Source organism: Pseudoalteromonas sp. MMG033 (assembly GCF_057197785.1).
Window position 1 is genome coordinate 1,457,954 of record NZ_CM170070.1, and the last position, 16,073, is coordinate 1,474,026.

At 44.3% G+C, this 16,073-nt stretch carries 13 protein-coding genes; 8 read left to right on the forward strand and 5 right to left on the reverse strand.

The genetic code is table 11. From position 1 onward, the window contains the following. The first annotated feature begins 51 nt into the window (after nucleotides 1-51). The 3 genes from glyQ (at nucleotide 52) to AC2CZC_RS06425 (ending at nucleotide 3,541) form a co-directional block, all read left to right on the forward strand. Entirely contained in the window at nucleotides 52-951 is a 900-nt protein-coding gene (gene glyQ, locus AC2CZC_RS06415) for a glycine--tRNA ligase subunit alpha (RefSeq protein WP_039611136.1), read from the forward strand. A gap of 2 nt (nucleotides 952-953) precedes the next feature. Next, nucleotides 954-3,023, forward strand: coding sequence for a glycine--tRNA ligase subunit beta (gene glyS / locus AC2CZC_RS06420; protein ID WP_484584233.1), 2,070 nt, complete (start codon nucleotides 954-956; stop codon nucleotides 3,021-3,023). A gap of 65 nt (nucleotides 3,024-3,088) precedes the next feature. Beyond that, nucleotides 3,089-3,541 (forward strand): early set domain-containing protein, encoded by a 453-nt coding sequence (locus AC2CZC_RS06425; protein ID WP_484584234.1) that lies wholly within the window; start codon nucleotides 3,089-3,091, stop codon nucleotides 3,539-3,541. Between the two features lie 135 nt (nucleotides 3,542-3,676). On the opposite strand, the gene AC2CZC_RS06430 is transcribed toward AC2CZC_RS06425, so the two are convergent. From AC2CZC_RS06430 to fadB, 4 genes are all read right to left on the reverse strand, one after another. Beyond that, a complete protein-coding gene (locus tag AC2CZC_RS06430; protein ID WP_484584235.1) occupies nucleotides 3,677-3,820 on the reverse strand; it encodes a hypothetical protein in 144 nt (47 codons plus the stop codon). A gap of 225 nt (nucleotides 3,821-4,045) precedes the next feature. Further along, nucleotides 4,046-4,285 carry a sulfurtransferase TusA gene (tusA, locus tag AC2CZC_RS06435; protein ID WP_063360147.1) on the reverse strand — a complete coding sequence of 80 codons (240 nt, stop codon included), beginning with the start codon at nucleotides 4,283-4,285 and terminating at the stop codon, nucleotides 4,046-4,048. Nucleotides 4,286-4,467: 182 nt separating this feature from the next. Continuing rightward, the gene (fadA, locus tag AC2CZC_RS06440; protein ID WP_484584236.1) at nucleotides 4,468-5,634 is read right to left on the reverse strand and encodes an acetyl-CoA C-acyltransferase FadA; all 1,167 of its coding nucleotides are present in this window, start codon (nucleotides 5,632-5,634) and stop codon (nucleotides 4,468-4,470) included. Between the two features lies 1 nt (nucleotide 5,635). Further along, the gene (fadB, locus tag AC2CZC_RS06445) at nucleotides 5,636-7,798 is read right to left on the reverse strand and encodes a fatty acid oxidation complex subunit alpha FadB (protein ID WP_484584237.1); all 2,163 of its coding nucleotides are present in this window, start codon (nucleotides 7,796-7,798) and stop codon (nucleotides 5,636-5,638) included. Between the two features lie 380 nt (nucleotides 7,799-8,178). Between fadB and AC2CZC_RS06450 the strand changes: the two genes are divergently transcribed. The 5 genes from AC2CZC_RS06450 (at nucleotide 8,179) to AC2CZC_RS06470 (ending at nucleotide 14,634) form a co-directional block, all read left to right on the forward strand. Beyond that, a complete protein-coding gene (locus tag AC2CZC_RS06450; RefSeq protein WP_484584854.1) occupies nucleotides 8,179-10,047 on the forward strand; it encodes a transglycosylase SLT domain-containing protein in 1,869 nt (622 codons plus the stop codon). Nucleotides 10,048-10,152: 105 nt separating this feature from the next. Next, a complete protein-coding gene (gene pepQ / locus AC2CZC_RS06455) occupies nucleotides 10,153-11,475 on the forward strand; it encodes a Xaa-Pro dipeptidase (protein WP_484584238.1) in 1,323 nt (440 codons plus the stop codon). Between the two features lie 87 nt (nucleotides 11,476-11,562). After that, entirely contained in the window at nucleotides 11,563-12,177 is a 615-nt protein-coding gene (locus tag AC2CZC_RS06460; RefSeq protein ID WP_063360142.1) for a YigZ family protein, read from the forward strand. Between the two features lie 83 nt (nucleotides 12,178-12,260). Then, entirely contained in the window at nucleotides 12,261-13,712 is a 1,452-nt protein-coding gene (locus AC2CZC_RS06465; RefSeq protein ID WP_039611128.1) for a TrkH family potassium uptake protein, read from the forward strand. A gap of 244 nt (nucleotides 13,713-13,956) precedes the next feature. Further along, nucleotides 13,957-14,634: a flagellar brake domain-containing protein gene (locus AC2CZC_RS06470; protein WP_063360171.1), complete on the forward strand. Its 678-nt coding sequence runs from the start codon at nucleotides 13,957-13,959 to the stop codon at nucleotides 14,632-14,634. 47 nt (nucleotides 14,635-14,681) lie between these two features. Here the strand turns inward: AC2CZC_RS06470 and trkA are convergent, their stop codons facing one another. Continuing rightward, the gene (trkA, locus tag AC2CZC_RS06475; RefSeq protein WP_063360141.1) at nucleotides 14,682-16,058 is read right to left on the reverse strand and encodes a Trk system potassium transporter TrkA; all 1,377 of its coding nucleotides are present in this window, start codon (nucleotides 16,056-16,058) and stop codon (nucleotides 14,682-14,684) included. Between the last annotated feature and the right edge of the window lie 15 nt (nucleotides 16,059-16,073).

The window sequence follows — 16,073 nt, forward strand, 5'->3', positions numbered from 1 at the left end:
GATTTGCCGCTAATTTGAGTCCCATGTACCAAATAAATATAAAAGCCAACTATGCAAAAATATGATATCAAAACCTTTCAAGGGTTGATCCTGGCTTTACAGGACTATTGGGCACAGCAAGGCTGTGTAATTGCACAACCACTAGATATGGAAGTTGGTGCGGGCACATTCCACCCGATGACTTTCCTGAAATCAATTGGTCCAGAACCAATGTCGAGCGCGTATGTTCAGCCATGTCGTAGACCAACTGATGGTCGCTATGGCGAAAACCCGAACCGTTTACAACACTATTATCAATTCCAAGTTGTACTCAAGCCATCACCCGATAATATTCAAGAGTTATACCTTGGCTCATTAGAAGCTCTGGGTATAGACACATTAACGCACGAAGTTCGTTTTGTTGAAGATAACTGGGAGTCACCTACATTAGGTGCTTGGGGTCTAGGTTGGGAAGTATGGCTAAACGGTATGGAAGTAACCCAGTTCACTTACTTCCAGCAAGTCGGTGGTATTGAGTGCTCTCCGGTAACGGGTGAGATCACTTATGGTTTAGAGCGTTTAGCCATGTATATACAAGGTGTGGATAGCATCTATGACCTAGTATGGACAGATGGCCCTATGGGTCGTGTGACTTATGGCGACGTATTCATGCAAAATGAAATCGAGCAATCGACTTACAACTTTGAGCATGCTGACGTCGATGCGTTATTTAACCAGTTCGATCAGTGCGAAAAAGAAAGCCAAAAGTTAATCGAAGCGGGCTTACCATTACCAGCTTATGAGCAAGTAATGAAAGCATCTCATGCATTCAATTTATTAGATGCGCGTCACGCAATTTCTGTGACAGAGCGTCAGCGTTATATCTTGCGAGTAAGAGCATTATCAAAAGCGTGTGCACAAGCTTATTTTGAAGCGCGTGAAGCACTTGGATTCCCGCTTTGTAAGGACTGATCATGACAACTGAAAATTTATTAGTAGAAATTGGTACTGAAGAATTACCACCAAAAGCACTGCGCAAGTTAGCTGAAGCATTTGCTCAAAACACTGCGGCGGAATTAGAAGCGCTAGAGCTTGCCCATCAAGGTGTGAGTTGGTATGCATCGCCTCGCCGTTTAGGTATTCAGGTAAAGCAACTAGAGACTCAGCAGCAAGACAAAGTCGTTGAAAAACGTGGCCCAGCGATTAAAGCCGCATTTGATGCCGAGGGTAACCCGACAAAAGCTGCACAGGGTTGGGCACGCGGTTGTGGTATTGATGTTAGCGAAGCTGACAAGTTAGAAACTGAAAAGGGCGCTTGGTTACTTCATAAGGCGACTGTCAAAGGCCAACAGGCAACGGAACTACTGAGCGATGTCATTGCAAAAGCCTTAGCAAAATTACCGATCCCTAAGCCAATGCGTTGGGGGGCGAATAAAACACAATTTATCCGCCCTGTGCACACGGTTGCAGCACTGCTAGGAAATGAGATCATTAAAGGTGAAGTACTGGGCAAACAGATCAGTAATGAACTGCAAGGTCACCGTTTCCATCACCCGGCACGCACGACTTTAGCGCATGCTGATGAAATTTTTGATACCTTAAAGAAGGCATATGTCATTGCTGATTATGATGTGCGTAAAGCACAGATCCGTGCGCAGATTGAAGCGGAAGCTGCAGAACTGGGTGCGGTTGTTGCAATGGATGAAGACTTACTTGAAGAAGTAACGTCGTTAGTTGAATGGCCGGTAACCTTGACCGCATCATTTGATGAAGCGTTCTTGTCTGTACCAGATGAAGCCCTCATCTATACGATGAAAGATGACCAGAAGTACTTTCCGTTATTGAATGACAAAGGCGAGCTGATCAACAAGTTCTTATTTGTATCAAACATTGAAAGCAAAGATCCAAGTGTGGTTATCTCAGGTAATGAAAAAGTGGTTCGTCCACGTTTAGCAGATGCACAGTTCTTCTTTGAAACAGATAAGAAGAAAACTCTGGAGAGTCGTTTAGAGTCGCTTGGCAGCGTTTTATTCCAAAAACAGCTGGGCACACTGAAAGACAAATCTGAGCGTATTGCTGCATTGGCAGGGTATATCGCTGAGCAACTTGGTGCGGATAAAGCATTGGCAGAGCGCGCTGGCCTTCTGAGTAAAACAGACTTAATGACTGAAATGGTCATGGAGTTTACAGATGTTCAGGGTGTCATGGGTATGCATTATGCGCGCATTGACGGTGAAGCAGAAGAAGTAGCAGTTGCACAAAACGAGCAATATATGCCGCGTTTTGCAGGTGATGCATTACCGTCAAACCCAATTAGTTTTGCAGTAGCATTGGCTGATAAGTTTGACACGCTAGTGGGTATTTTTGGTATTGGCCAAATTCCAAAAGGCGATAAAGACCCATTTGCATTGCGTCGTGCTGCTATTGGTGCATTACGTATCATGGTTGAGAAAGAGCTTCAGTTAGACATTTTAGACATTGTTGCTAAGGCACAAACCCTGTTTGGCGACAAGCTAACAAATGACAAAGTTGCAGATGATGTCTTTGAGTTTATGCTAGGTCGTTTCCGCGCTTGGTATCAAGATGAAGGGATTAGTGTTGATGTGATCCAAGCTGTATTGGCACGTCGTCCAGCACAACCTGTTGATTTCGATCGTCGTGTGAAAGCAGTTAGCCACTTCCGTACATTGGATGAAGCTGAAGCACTCGCTGCTGCTAACAAGCGTGTGAACAACATCTTGGCGAAGAATAATGTAACCAGTGATGCAGCAGTGTCGACTGAGTTATTGATTGAAGATGCCGAGAAACAACTGGCAGAGCAAGTTGCGGTATTGACTGAAGAGCTTGCACCTGTATATGCACAAGGCGACTATCAACAAGCGTTGACGCGTTTGGCAAGCCTACGTGAAGCGGTTGATAATTTTTTCGACAATGTGATGGTTATGGCAGATGATGAAGCGGTTAAGAATAACCGTCTGGCATTATTGAGCCAGCTCAGTCGCTTATTCTTAAATACAGCGGATATCTCAGTTTTACAAAACTAAGATAAAAATAATCTGTGAAGCCAGCTATGATGCTGGCTTTTTTATTGATAAAAAAGGTGAGACAAGTGCAAAACAAAATCGCGTTATCCATCTTAATATTATTAGGGCTTGCTGGTTGTGCCTCTCCACAAGTGGGAGAGATAACGAGTAATGATGTGAGCCAAGCGGAAGCAAAAGTCATTGATCGAGCTTTGTATCTGCGCGGTGATTTTAGCTTATGGGATGCTGAAGATATATACCAGCTTAAGCCGAAAGGGAATGGCACATATACGGTGCGCGCTCGGTTTATGAGCCCTGGCAAAGTATATGAATTTAAAATCGCGGATGAAGCATGGAGCCAAGGATATAACTGTGGTTATCGCTACCAAAGTTTAGTAACACTTGGACAACCGCAGCCGGCCGATTGCAATACTATTTATAATTACTTTAGTTTTGCGCCAGATAAAAAAGGGTGGTACCGCATCACACTTGATTATAGAGCGCCGCATAAGCCTGTCGTTTTAATTCAAAGAGATTAAAAATAATACAGCGTTGCTATACAAAAGGTCGAGCGCGTAATGCAAAAATTTGAAGGTATTTGTAGGTGTGAATCGCAGCGTAATTACAAGTTAAACGGCAAGTTTTAGTACTTGCCGTGTTGTTAACATTTACTATTACTCAGGTTTGCAATCATAGTCTCGAGACGCACAAACGTTGAGACTGGCTATACCGCCGCCAGCTACTGCATTCGTTTGGACTGGTTTGATAGCTTGAAGGTCTAGGTTTTTAATTTTTTTTGTTTTTAGCTGTAATTTCATATCTTTTTCCTTTTACTTTGTTGTTTACCTATTTTTTAAACTACCGTATTGTTTTATAAAATAATTCATTGAATGTTCGGTGTGAGCTTACACATTTATGCACTACTGTGTGGGTAAACCTTAAGTTTAATTAGGGTAGATGTGCAATCGTGCTATGAGATATGGATCACCGAGAACACTATTTATGTAAAAGGTGATTTGTGGAAGAGGGTGGCTTGAAAGGGCTTATTGGCCCTTTTTTATTAAATACTGATAAGGTGCTTGTGCGGTTTCTTGAGCAACTAATGTGTGATCCATAAACTCACAAAAGTTCGGTATATCTCGGGTGGTCGATGGGTCATCAGCCACGATTAATAATGTTTCACCATGATTCATTTTTCGCACCATGCCACGGATCATCATAACCGGTTCAGGGCAACGTAGCCCAACGGCATCTAATGTATGGTCAGCATTATCAAAACTCATAAAATTGCACTTAGCTTTTATTTAAAAAAGACATTTTAACTTGGCATGTATGAAGATTTAAAGAGGGCTGAGGTAAATTGTTACAATATCCTGAAATTCAAAGAGGCGATAAAAAAGGCAAAGCCACAATTTATGACTTTACCTTGGTTACCAAGTTGAAATGGGTGATGACAACAAGCGTGTTAATTCACGCGCTCAAATACGGTTGCGATGCCTTGGCCTAAACCAATACACATAGTAGCGAGGCCATATTTGGCATCTTTTTCTTCCATAATATGAATAAGTGATGTGCTGATCCTTGAACCTGAGCAACCCAGCGGGTGACCAAGTGCAATGGCGCCGCCATTCAGGTTTACTTTTTCGTCGGCAACTTCCAGTAACCCTAAGTCTTTCATTACTGGTAAAGACTGCGCAGCGAATGCTTCATTGAGTTCTACTACGTCTAGGTCTTCTACTTGAATTCCTGCTTGTTTAAGCGCTTTTTGGCTCGCTGGAACAGGGCCATATCCCATGATAGATGGATCGCAGCCAGCAACAGCCATTGACTTAACGCGCGCTCTGATCGGCAGTCCAAGTTCTTTGGCTTTGCTTTCGCTCATGACGAGCATGGCTGACGCGCCATCAGACAATGCAGAGGAAGTTCCAGCAGTTACAGTACCACTGGTTGGATTAAACACAGGACGTAATTGACTTAGTCCTTCAAGATTAGTTTCTGGACGGATAACTTCATCATGTTCAACCAATACAGGAATGCCGTGTTCGTCATGTCCTTCGGTCGGTAAAATTTCTTTTGCAAAGCGGCCTTCAACGCTGGCTGCGTGAGCGCGTTGGTGTGAGCGTACTGCAAACGCATCTTGCTGTTCGCGATTAATACCATGAAGCGTAGCAAGGTACTCTGCGGTTAAGCCCATAACGCCAGCTGCTTGTGCAACTGAAGTTGAAAGGCCTGGGTGAAAGTCCACGCCATGGGTCATAGGGACATGACCCATATGCTCAACACCACCAATAAGATAAGTATCGCCTGCACCTGTCATGATAGCGCGCGCTGCATCATGCAGTGCTTGCATGGATGAACCACATAATCTGTTCACGGTAACTGCGGGGACTGAATGGGGGATACCAGCTAGAAGTGCCGCGTTACGTGCAACATTAAAACCTTGTTCAAGTGTTTGTTGTACACAGCCCCAATAAATATCATCAATGGACTCTGGGGCAACTTGTGGGTTGCGCTCAAGTAGGCCTTTCATTAGGTGTGCACTGAGATCTTCTGCACGACGATGCTTAAACACACCGCCTTTGGAGCGACCCATTGGGGTACGAAGACAATCTACGATAACTGCATGTTCCATATTACTGGCCCTCCACTTGATAGAACACTTTACCTTCTGCTGCCCAAGCACGTGTTTGCTCAGAAACTTGGTATATTTCACCTAAGTCAGCATATTTATCTGCCATAGCAACAAACTCACTCAAACCAATTTGATCTAAGTAACGGAAAGCGCCTCCTCTAAATGGCGGGAAGCCAATACCGTAAATGAGTGCCATATCTGCTTCTTGCGGTGAAGCGACAATGCCTTCTTGCAAACAAAGCAGTACTTCGTTGATCATAGGGACCATACAGCGCTCAATAATAGTTTGCTTGTCGAACTGCTGCGCGTCATCACAAATCTGACTCAAAAGCGTCAATGATTCAGGATCTTTGCTCTTTTTCAAGCGGCCTTTTCTATCCGGCGCATATTGGTAAAACCCTTTTTGATTTTTTTGACCAAAACGTTCTGCATTGGCTAGTAAGGCAACTGGGTCTTTGTCTTGACGAGCCATGCGGGTTGGGAAACCCTCTGCCATCACGCCTGTACAATGATTGGCCGTGTCGATACCGACAACATCAAGCAGGTAAGCTGGACCCATAGGCCAACCAAATACATTTTCCATGACTTTGTCTATTTGACTAAAGTCAGCCCCTTCAACAACGAGCTTGCTGAAGCCTGCAAAATAAGGGAATAAGACGCGGTTTACGAAAAAGCCAGGGCAGTCATTAACGACAATTGGCGATTTACCGAGTTTCAATGCGTAGTCAACAACAGCTGCAACTGTATCATCTGAGGTTTTTTCACCACGAATGATTTCAACAAGTGGCATCTTAGGCACTGGGTTAAAGAAGTGCATACCACAAAAATGCTCTGGGTTTTCAAGCGCAGTTGCTAACTCGTCAATACGGATAGTAGAGGTGTTTGACGTCAGCACAGTGCCTTTTGGTAATTGCTTTTCTAAATCAGCTAGCACCGCTTTTTTAATTTGTGGGTTTTCGACAACGGCTTCAACAATGATGTCTGAGTTTTCTAAATCACGTTCGTTAAGTGTTGGTTTTATTTTCCCAAGCGTGGCAACCATTTTTTCTGTTTTCATGTGGCCGCGTTTTACTTTTTTACCCAGTAAGCCAGCCGCTTCGCCCATGCCTAAATCAAGCGCAGCTTGGTTGATGTCTTTCATGACAATCGGCGTGCCTTTATAGGCTGACTGGTAGGCAATGCCACCACCCATAATGCCAGCACCGAGTACAGCCGCTTGCTTAATATCAAGTTGGCTTGCCTTAGCTTGTTTTTTGGCAACGCCTTTAATGTACTGGTCCGCTAGGAAAATACCTGTTTGCGCTGCTGCTTCAGCCGTTTTGGCTAGTTTTGCAAAGTTGGCATTTTCGATTGCCATAGCCTCTGTGCGAGTCTGGTTAGCTGCCGCTTTGATGGTTTTGACTGCCATCACAGGTGCAGGGTAATGGCCTTTGGTTTTTGCCATAACCATGCCTTCTGCCATCGCAAAGCTCATGCCTTGCTCAACACGATTCATCTTTAGAGGCTCAAGTTTAAGTTGGCGCTTTGCTTGCCAATCGAGCTTACCATCAATGGCTTGCTCTAGTGTTTTTATCGCGGCGTCCATTAATTTATCCGCTGCAACAACGGCATCTAATGCGCCGACTTTAAAGGCATCGGGCGCACGATTTTCCTGACCGGTTGAGATCCAAGTCATGGCATTATCTGCACCAATCACGCGAGGCAGTCTCACGGTACCACCAAAACCAGGCATGATCCCAAGTTTGACTTCAGGTAAACCGATTTTGGCATTAGGAGTTGCAATACGATAATCGGTAGCAAGTACCCACTCACATCCGCCACCCAGTGCTAGGCCATTGATGGCTGATAAGGTTGGGAAAGGTAAATCTTCAATCGCATCGAATACGTCAGTGGCATCTTTTATCCAACTTACGAGTTCTTGTTCAGGGCGATTAAAGGTCGGTAAGAATTCGAAGATATCGGCACCAACAATAAAGTGGTCTTTATCACTGGTAAAAACTAGGCCTTTTACATCATCACGTGCGCTGAGTTCAGCTAGTGCTTTGGCACAGTCTTGCAGGGTTCGTTGAGAAAGTTTGTTTACCGAACCGGGCAGACAAAACTTAAACTCAGCAATATTGCCTTTGCAAAAATCAACTACAAAGGACTCGCTTTTGATTAACATACTTGTTCTCCGTGACACTGGTACGATGAGTTGTCATTTCATTCAGTGTGGCGCCTTTAAATGAAAATTGCAATGAAAAATTTACCGCAGATTTACTGTAAAGCATAAATTGGAATGTTAAGGTGGCTAAGTGCATAGATTGGACTAAGGTGTTTTAAGGTTTACGCATTCAGTTTATTTAAACCTTCAATCATGCATAACTTGATTATGAGTAGGGCATAGGTGCTGCTCAAGACTGCGTGACGCAGTTTAATTAAGGAAGTACTCAGCTTTTGTCTTTAAACACGGTTTTTAAATTAGCTGGGTCTGGATATACAACGCATTTATGTAAAGTATAGGTCGCCATGAAATTACGGATCTCTCGGTTTTTTAGTACGGGTATGTGCGCTTTTTTCACTTTGTTAAGTACCCAAGGGTATGCGCAAAAGCCCCATCAAGATTTTATACAAGCTGAGCGAATCGCTTGGTCAGGAAATTACACTAAATTTAAACACGCACTGGATGAGCTTGATCATCCATTGAAGCCTTACGTCGAGATGACATTTTATAAACGTCATCCCAGATTAAAATATCAAGCAGAAATTAGTCAGTTTTTATCTGTCTATGACCACACGCCCTTGGATTGGCCTGTGCGCAAAAGCTGGCTGAACTATTTAAAAAAGCGCGGTAAGAAAGCGTTATTCATTGAACATTATCAGGCAACAAATAATGCAGAGTTAAAATGCACATATTTGCAGTTTCAATTGGACTTAGGCGCGCCCAAAAAAGCCATTTTAGATCAAGTTGAACCTTTGTGGGTGGTGGGCAAGTCACAACCGAAAGCCTGCGATAAGTTATTTTCACAGTGGCAAAAAGCAGGTTACCGCTCACAAGCGTTAATTTGGCAACGCACTACCAAGGCAGCACAGGGCGGTCAAACCTCGCTAATTAAGTACTTAAAAACCTTGTTGCCAAGTAATGAAGCGTATCTTGCAGATTTATATGTGGCGGTGCGCAGAAACCCAAGCGCGTCAGCAGGGTTGTATCGTTATAAACAACGCAGTCAAAAAGAAAGTGAAATCGCGGTGTATGGCGTTAGAAGACTTATTTGGCGAGACCCAAAGTTGGCGCTTAGAGCATGGGATAAACTGCAAGACATGTTTGAATTTAGCCAAGCGCAGAAAGACAGCGTGGCTTATCGCTTTGCATTGGCTTTGGCATCAAAAGGGCATGAGCAAGCGCGTTTTTGGTTAAATAAAGTGCCTACTGAATTACAAGATGTGAAGCTCCGTCAATGGCTGATGAGTAATATGCTCAAAGAACAAGATTGGGAAGGGATCGCAGCACTGTTCACAGGTATGGATAACTTGAGTAATGGGCAAACTTATTGGCTCGGTTACAGCTACTTTAAGCGCGGAGATTCTGCCAAAGCGACATCACTGTGGCAGTCACTGGCCAGTAAGCGAGATTATTATGGTTTTCTGGCAGCGGCGCGACTGAACTTACCACCGTCAATGAATGCGCAGTCACTGGATGTCAATGAGCAAACGTTAGCGAGTGTGTCACAAGCGCCCGGCTTTAAAAGGGCAAAAGCACTGTATGAGCTGGAGCGTTTTACCCACGCTCGTAGAGAATGGAACTATTTAACTAACACATCCAGTACTGAAGAAAAGCTTGCTGCATCGATATTGGCTGCAGAATTAGATTGGTATGACAGCACCATTTACACCCTAGCGCAGATTAAAGCATGGAACTATGTCGATTTACGCTTCCCGATGGCGTTTGACAGTTTATTTGAGCGTTATAGTGAGCGAAATCGGGTTGATCTTGCTTGGAGCTATGCGGTGGCACGTCGTGAAAGCAGCTTTGCACCAGATGCGAGATCCTCTGCTGATGCTTATGGCTTGATGCAGATGCTGCCGAGCACAGCCCGTTACGTGGCGAAAAAGCGTGTCTCTAAGAAGCAGTTGATGACACCGTCTATTAATATTCGTCTTGGGACGGACTATTTGGAGTACTTAAAGCGTAAAACTAAGGGCAATGAGATATTAGCGACCGCTTCCTATAACGCTGGCTATCACAGAGTGAAGCGCTGGGTACCGGATGAAGCCATGCCTGCTGAATTATGGATTGAGCTTATTCCATATCGAGAAACTCGGGACTATGTGAAAAATGTGATGGCGTATCGACAGGTCTATCATACCAAGCTTGGTCGAGAGGGGAATGTGTTGGCAGGGATCTTGGATATGAGTATAGGCGGCAAACGTTAAAGCGTCGTGCTGTGACGTCATTTCAAGGAGTTGGCATGGCATCGTTTTTGAGACGGTGCTATGTTAGACTCAAACATAATTGAACAGAATTAATATGGGTACACTGTGGACACATTAGCAAATTTGTATGCAGAGCATATCACCACGCTTCAGGCGCGTACTAAAACCATCGTTGAGCGCGAAGGCCTTGATGGCTTAGTTATTCATTCCGGTCAAGCTAAACGCCAGTTTTTGGATGATATGTATTATCCATTTAAAGTTAATCCGCAGTTTAAAGCTTGGTTACCGGTCATCGATAATCCACACTGTTGGTTAGTGGTCAATGGCGTAGATAAGCCTAAATTGATTTTTTATCGTCCTGTAGATTTTTGGCATAAAGTTCCTGATGAGCCAAGTGATTTTTGGACTGAGCATTTTGATATTACGTTGCTCGTTCACCCTGAGCAGGTTGAAAAACTACTGCCTTACGACAAAGAGAAGTTTGCTTATATCGGCGAATACCTCGAGGTCGCGCAAGCGCTTGGTTTTGGTCAAATGAATCCAGAGCCAGTGATGAACTATCTGCATTATCATCGTGCCTACAAGACACAATATGAGCTGACCTGTCTGCGCGAAGCTAACCGCATTGCGGTACTTGGCCACCAAGCTGCCAGAGATGAATTTTATGCGGGTGGATCTGAGTTTTCTATTCAGCAGGCGTATTTGAATGCGACTGCACATATGGAAAATGATACGCCGTATGGCAATATCGTGGCGCTTAACCAGCACTGTGCGATTTTGCACTACACGCATTTTGAACGTCAGGCTCCGAGCAAGCATCTCTCATTCTTAATTGATGCAGGCGCCAACTTCAATGGCTATGCTTCAGACATCACGCGTACCTATGACTTTGCTAAGCAAGGGCAATTTGCAGAGATGGTAGATGCGTTAAACCAACATCAAATAGCCCTTGGCAATGCGCTTGAGCCAGGTAAATTGTACGGTGAGCTACACATTGATTGCCATCGTCGTATGGCGCAAATTTTGTCTGACTTTAAAGTGGTGAACTTAGGTGCAGATGAGATTGTCGAGAAGGGCATTTCATCGACGTTCTTCCCACATGGATTGGGCCACCACATTGGTTTGCAGGTACATGACATGGGTGGCTTTATGGCTGATGAGCAAGGTACACATCAGGCACCACCTGAAGGACACCCGTTCTTACGTTGTACAAGGCGCATTGAAGCTGGGCAAGTATTTACCATTGAGCCTGGTTTATATTTCATTGATTCATTACTTAGCGATTTAGCAAAAGGCGAACACGCACAGTATATCAATTGGGATAAGGTGGAAGAGTTTAAGCCATATGGCGGGATCCGTATTGAAGACAATATTATTGTTCACGAAGACCGTCTTGAGAATATGACGCGCGATCTTAACTTAGATTAATATTTTGGTGTGTCGTACTGGTGTAAGTACGGCTCAGCTTGTTTAATAAAAGGAGTCGAAAGGCTCCTTTTTGCTAGAAAATACTTTATGTCAGAATATAAAATCCCAACTGAAACCATTTCACATCACGAAGAAATCAAAAAAAGTACGTTTTTGGTGCATGTTGCGCATACCCCTACAGTGGACGATGCAAAAGCATTTATTCGCAGTATTAATGACGCATACCCAGATGCGCGTCACAATTGTTGGGCGCATGTGGCTGGGGCTCCAGGAGGCAGTCATGTTTTAGGTTTTTCTGATGATGGTGAGCCTAATGGTACGGCTGGAAAACCTATGTTGAATGTCTTAATGGGCTCTGGTATTGGTGAAATCACCGCGGTGACGACGCGTTATTTCGGGGGGATTAAGCTCGGAACAGGTGGTCTAGTTCGAGCTTATGGCGGCACTTTGAATAATGCCTTGAATGTGTTGACGACAGCAGTGAAAGTACCTGCAGCAATACTCATTGGTGAGTCCGACTATGCGCTGCAAGGGGTCATTGAACAGCATTTAGCTAGCCAGTATCAGGTACTGAATATCCAGCATACGTTTACAGCAAATATTGGCTGGCAAATAGAGATTGATGCCCGAGAAGCCAAGCTGGCCATTCAGTCAATATTTGATCTGACCCACGGTAGTGTGACAATGAAACTACAAAAGTAATTGCTTTGTCGGGTTATGAGGTTTACTAACGCCCGAGTGTATTAGACAATCAAGTTTAATCATAACAACAAGCGATCTGCGTTATGCAATTTCGTACCATTATAAAAATTCTTGGCCAACTCGTCGCACTGTTTAGTTTGACTATGGTGCCGCCAGCACTGGTATCTTTGATCTACAAAGATGGTGGTGGTGTGCCTTTCGTTTTGGCTTTTATCTTTAGTGTCTTAATTGGTCTGATGGCCTATTACCCAAACCGAAAAGAACGCGGTGAACTCAAAGCCCGAGAAGGCTTTTTGATTGTGGTGTTATTTTGGTTGGTACTGGGATCGTTTGCATCCGTACCTCTTATATTTCTCGATGAACCTAACCTCTCTTTTGCCGACGCGGTATTTGAAGCGTTTTCTGGATTAACAACCACAGGTGCCACGGTCTTAACCGGAATAGAGTATTTACCAAAGTCAGTACTGTTTTATCGTCAACAGCTACAGTGGCTCGGTGGCATGGGGATCATTGTACTTGCGGTCGCGGTGCTGCCTATGCTTGGCGTTGGTGGGATGCAGTTATATCGTGCAGAAACACCGGGGCCGGTGAAAGACTCGAAAATGACGCCGCGTATTGCCGATACGGCAAAACACCTTTGGTACATTTATGTGGCTCTGACCGCAGCGTGTACATTGGCGTATAAGTTTGCTGGGATGGGCTGGTTTGATGCCATTTGTCATGCGTTTGCGACCATTGCGATAGGCGGTTTTTCTACGTATGACGCGTCGATTGGTCACTTTGATAGCCCGATGATTAACTTTATCTGTGTGGTGTTCTTGCTTATTGCGGCGATTAATTTCTCGCTGCATTATGCGGCGGTGGCAAGTCGCAGTGTGCGAGCATATTTACGCGACCCGGAGTTTAAAGTCTTCTTGTTTATTCAACTGGCGCTGGTGGTGATCTGTTTTGCGGTATTGTCTTCAAATCAAGTTTATAGCGATGGTGATGAGACGTTAGACCATGCTTTATTCCAAGCCGTTTCAATCAGTACGACAGCGGGCTTTGCAACCGATAGCTTTTCTGCTTGGCCACTGTTTTTGCCTATTTTACTGATTTTTTCCAGCTTTATTGGCGGTTGTGCCGGCTCTACTGGTGGTGGGATGAAGGTAGTTCGGGTGTTTTTATTGTACTTGCAGGGGATCCGAGAGTTAAATCGCTTGGTACACCCAAGAGCCATCTATTCGATTAAATTGGGTAGAAAAGCTTTACCAGACAAGGTAGTTGAAGCGGTATGGGGGTTTTTCTCTGCCTATGCTTTGGTGTTTGTGATCATCATGATCGCGCTACTGGGCACGGGGCTTGATAATATCACGGCGTTTTCTGCAACTGCCGCTTGCCTCAATAACCTAGGTCCAGGCTTGGGAGATGTGGCGGCGCACTATGGTGATATCACCGATACCGCTAAGTGGATTTTAACGCTAGCGATGGTATTTGGCCGCTTAGAAATATTTACTTTATTAGTGTTATTTACGCCAACGTTCTGGCGAGGCTAGTTTTTCCTGAAGATTGAATTTATCCCAAGGCAAGGATGCCTTGGCAACGCGCTTTTGGACTGCGCTTTTTACTCCCTCCAAAAGTCTGATGATGGGCGCTTAAACCCATCATCAAGTGTGAAATCCCGTGTAAAAGTTAAAGTTTTTTTATATCTAGACGATAATTCATAGTAATTATGCGATGGCGTCATATAGGGGCGTCATACTGCTAAAATAAACAATGGAAGCGTTAGAGGTATTTAGCATGACTATACAAGAGTTGGCAGAAAATCGTTTGCAGGTCTTACAAATGCGAGCGGGAAGTATTGTCGATATGGAGATTGTACTGCCAGCCAATCGCAAGCGGATCAAAACAGAGTTTGTTGGTGCGCTTGAGAATCAATTTATTATTTTAAACCACCCTAGCCATCAGCGCTTGGGGGCGGCAATGGATTATGTCAAAGAGGGCACTGAGGTGATTGTACGTGCTTTACCAGAGGAAGGTGATGGACAAATTATCGCATTTAAAGAAACCATTAAATCAGTGACCACACACCCAGCCAGGCTCATCTACCTGTATTATCCTAACGAAGTGCAAACCTATAAATTACGCGCTCAGACGCGCATTCCTACCTTGATACCAGCGGTGCTAAATGTAGAAGGTAAAAGTGAAGTGGGTGTCATCAAGGATATTTCTTTGGCGGGTTTGATGTTTGATGTTCAGAAAACGCATTTGCCAGAAGAGTTAAAAGAACTGTCTTGTGAAATTTTAATTGAAGGCAAAGATGCAAAAAAACTGACGCTTGTTGGTAAGGTGTGCCGGGTGAAAGAAAACCAAGAAGAGATTGTATCATTGGGGATTCACTTAGAAAGCCAAGATAAGCAAGTGCAGGCGATACTTAAAGACTATTTAATTGATATTTCTGTACTGGGTAACGAATAGCTCTGTGTGATGACGAGATGGCGCACATTGGCCATCTCGGATGTGTGTTATACAAATAGCGCACTGACTTGGAATAACTTTTCAACGACACCAATTTGTTTTTTATCGATTAAGAACATGATCACGTGATCACCTGACTCAATCACCGTGTGATCATGGGCAATGAGTACTTCTGAATCTCTCACTATCGCACCAATGGTAGTGCCGTGTGGCAACCTAATATCACGGATCGCTCGACCTACAACTTTAGAGGTGTTTTCATCGCCGTGTGCGACGGCTTCAATGGCTTCTGCAGCCCCCTTACGAAGCGAGTAAACATTGACGATATCACCACGACGAACATGCGTGAGGAGTGCTGAAATCGTAGCTTGCTGAGGTGATATTGCGATATCAATTTCACCACCCTGTACAAGATCAACATAGGCACTGCGTTGGATAAGTACCATGGTTTTTTGCGCGCCCATACGCTTGGCCAACATGGCAGCCATGATATTGGCTTCATCATCATTGGTGACGGCAATAAACACATCCACTTGTTCGATATGTTCTTCAGATAGTAGCTCTTGATCAGAGGCGTCACCACAGAATACAACTGTGTTATCGAGCATTTCAGAAAGTTGAGATGCGCGACTGTGATTGCGTTCAATCAGTTTAACACTGTGATTTTTCTCTAACGAGCGGGCAAGGCCTGCACCGATATTACCACCACCGGCGATCATGATTTTTTTATACGATTGCTCCAGCTTTTGCAGCTCATTCATGACTGCGCGGATGTGTTTAGTGGCGGCGATAAAGAAGACTTCATCATCCGCTTCTATCACGGTTGTGCCCAGTGGTTTGATTGCTTTACCTTGACGGTAAATTGCAGCGACTCGAGTATCAACATTAGGAATATGCTCTTTCAATGCTGACAGTGCATAACCAACCAGCAAGCCACCATAATAGGCTTTGACCGCGACCAGTGACAGCATGCCATCGGCAAATTGCAGTACTTGCAGTGCGCCGGGGTAATCAATTAATCGACGAATATACTTAGTGACCAATTGCTCCGGTGCAATGTAATGATCTACGGGGAGATCATCGTTGTGAAATAGTTTTTCGCGATAGTCTAGATATTGCTCGGAACGGATCCGAGCAATTTTCGTAGGCGTATTGAAAATACTATAGGCGACTTGGCATGCAACCATGTTTACTTCATCGGAACTGGTCACGGCAATGATCATATCGGCATCTTCGGCACCCGCTTGCCTGAGCACTTCAGGGTGCGCACTATGTCCATTGACGCCTTGCAGATCGTATTTATCCTGCAGTTCGCGTAAACGCTCACCATCGATATCAACGACCGTGATTTCGTTTTGCTCACCAACGAGGTTTTCTGCCAGTGTACCGCCAACTTGTCCAGCGCCTAAAATAATGATTTTCATAGCTTAAACTTACAA

Bases quoted from the DNA above. Each gene is read 5' to 3' on its own strand.
- AC2CZC_RS06460 (WP_063360142.1), top strand. From the start codon at position 11,563: ATGTCAGAATATAAAATCCCAACTGAAACCATTTCACATCACGAAGAA.
- AC2CZC_RS06465 (WP_039611128.1), top strand. From the start codon at position 12,261: ATGCAATTTCGTACCATTATAAAAATTCTTGGCCAACTCGTCGCACTG.
- AC2CZC_RS06470 (WP_063360171.1), top strand. From the start codon at position 13,957: ATGACTATACAAGAGTTGGCAGAAAATCGTTTGCAGGTCTTACAAATG.
- trkA (WP_063360141.1), bottom strand. From the start codon at position 16,058: ATGAAAATCATTATTTTAGGCGCTGGACAAGTTGGCGGTACACTGGCA.
- glyS (WP_484584233.1), top strand. From the start codon at position 954: ATGACAACTGAAAATTTATTAGTAGAAATTGGTACTGAAGAATTACCA.
- glyQ (WP_039611136.1), top strand. From the start codon at position 52: ATGCAAAAATATGATATCAAAACCTTTCAAGGGTTGATCCTGGCTTTA.
- tusA (WP_063360147.1), bottom strand. From the start codon at position 4,285: ATGAGTTTTGATAATGCTGACCATACATTAGATGCCGTTGGGCTACGT.
- AC2CZC_RS06450 (WP_484584854.1), top strand. From the start codon at position 8,179: ATGTGCGCTTTTTTCACTTTGTTAAGTACCCAAGGGTATGCGCAAAAG.
- fadB (WP_484584237.1), bottom strand. From the start codon at position 7,798: ATGTTAATCAAAAGCGAGTCCTTTGTAGTTGATTTTTGCAAAGGCAAT.
- fadA (WP_484584236.1), bottom strand. From the start codon at position 5,634: ATGGAACATGCAGTTATCGTAGATTGTCTTCGTACCCCAATGGGTCGC.
- AC2CZC_RS06430 (WP_484584235.1), bottom strand. From the start codon at position 3,820: ATGAAATTACAGCTAAAAACAAAAAAAATTAAAAACCTAGACCTTCAA.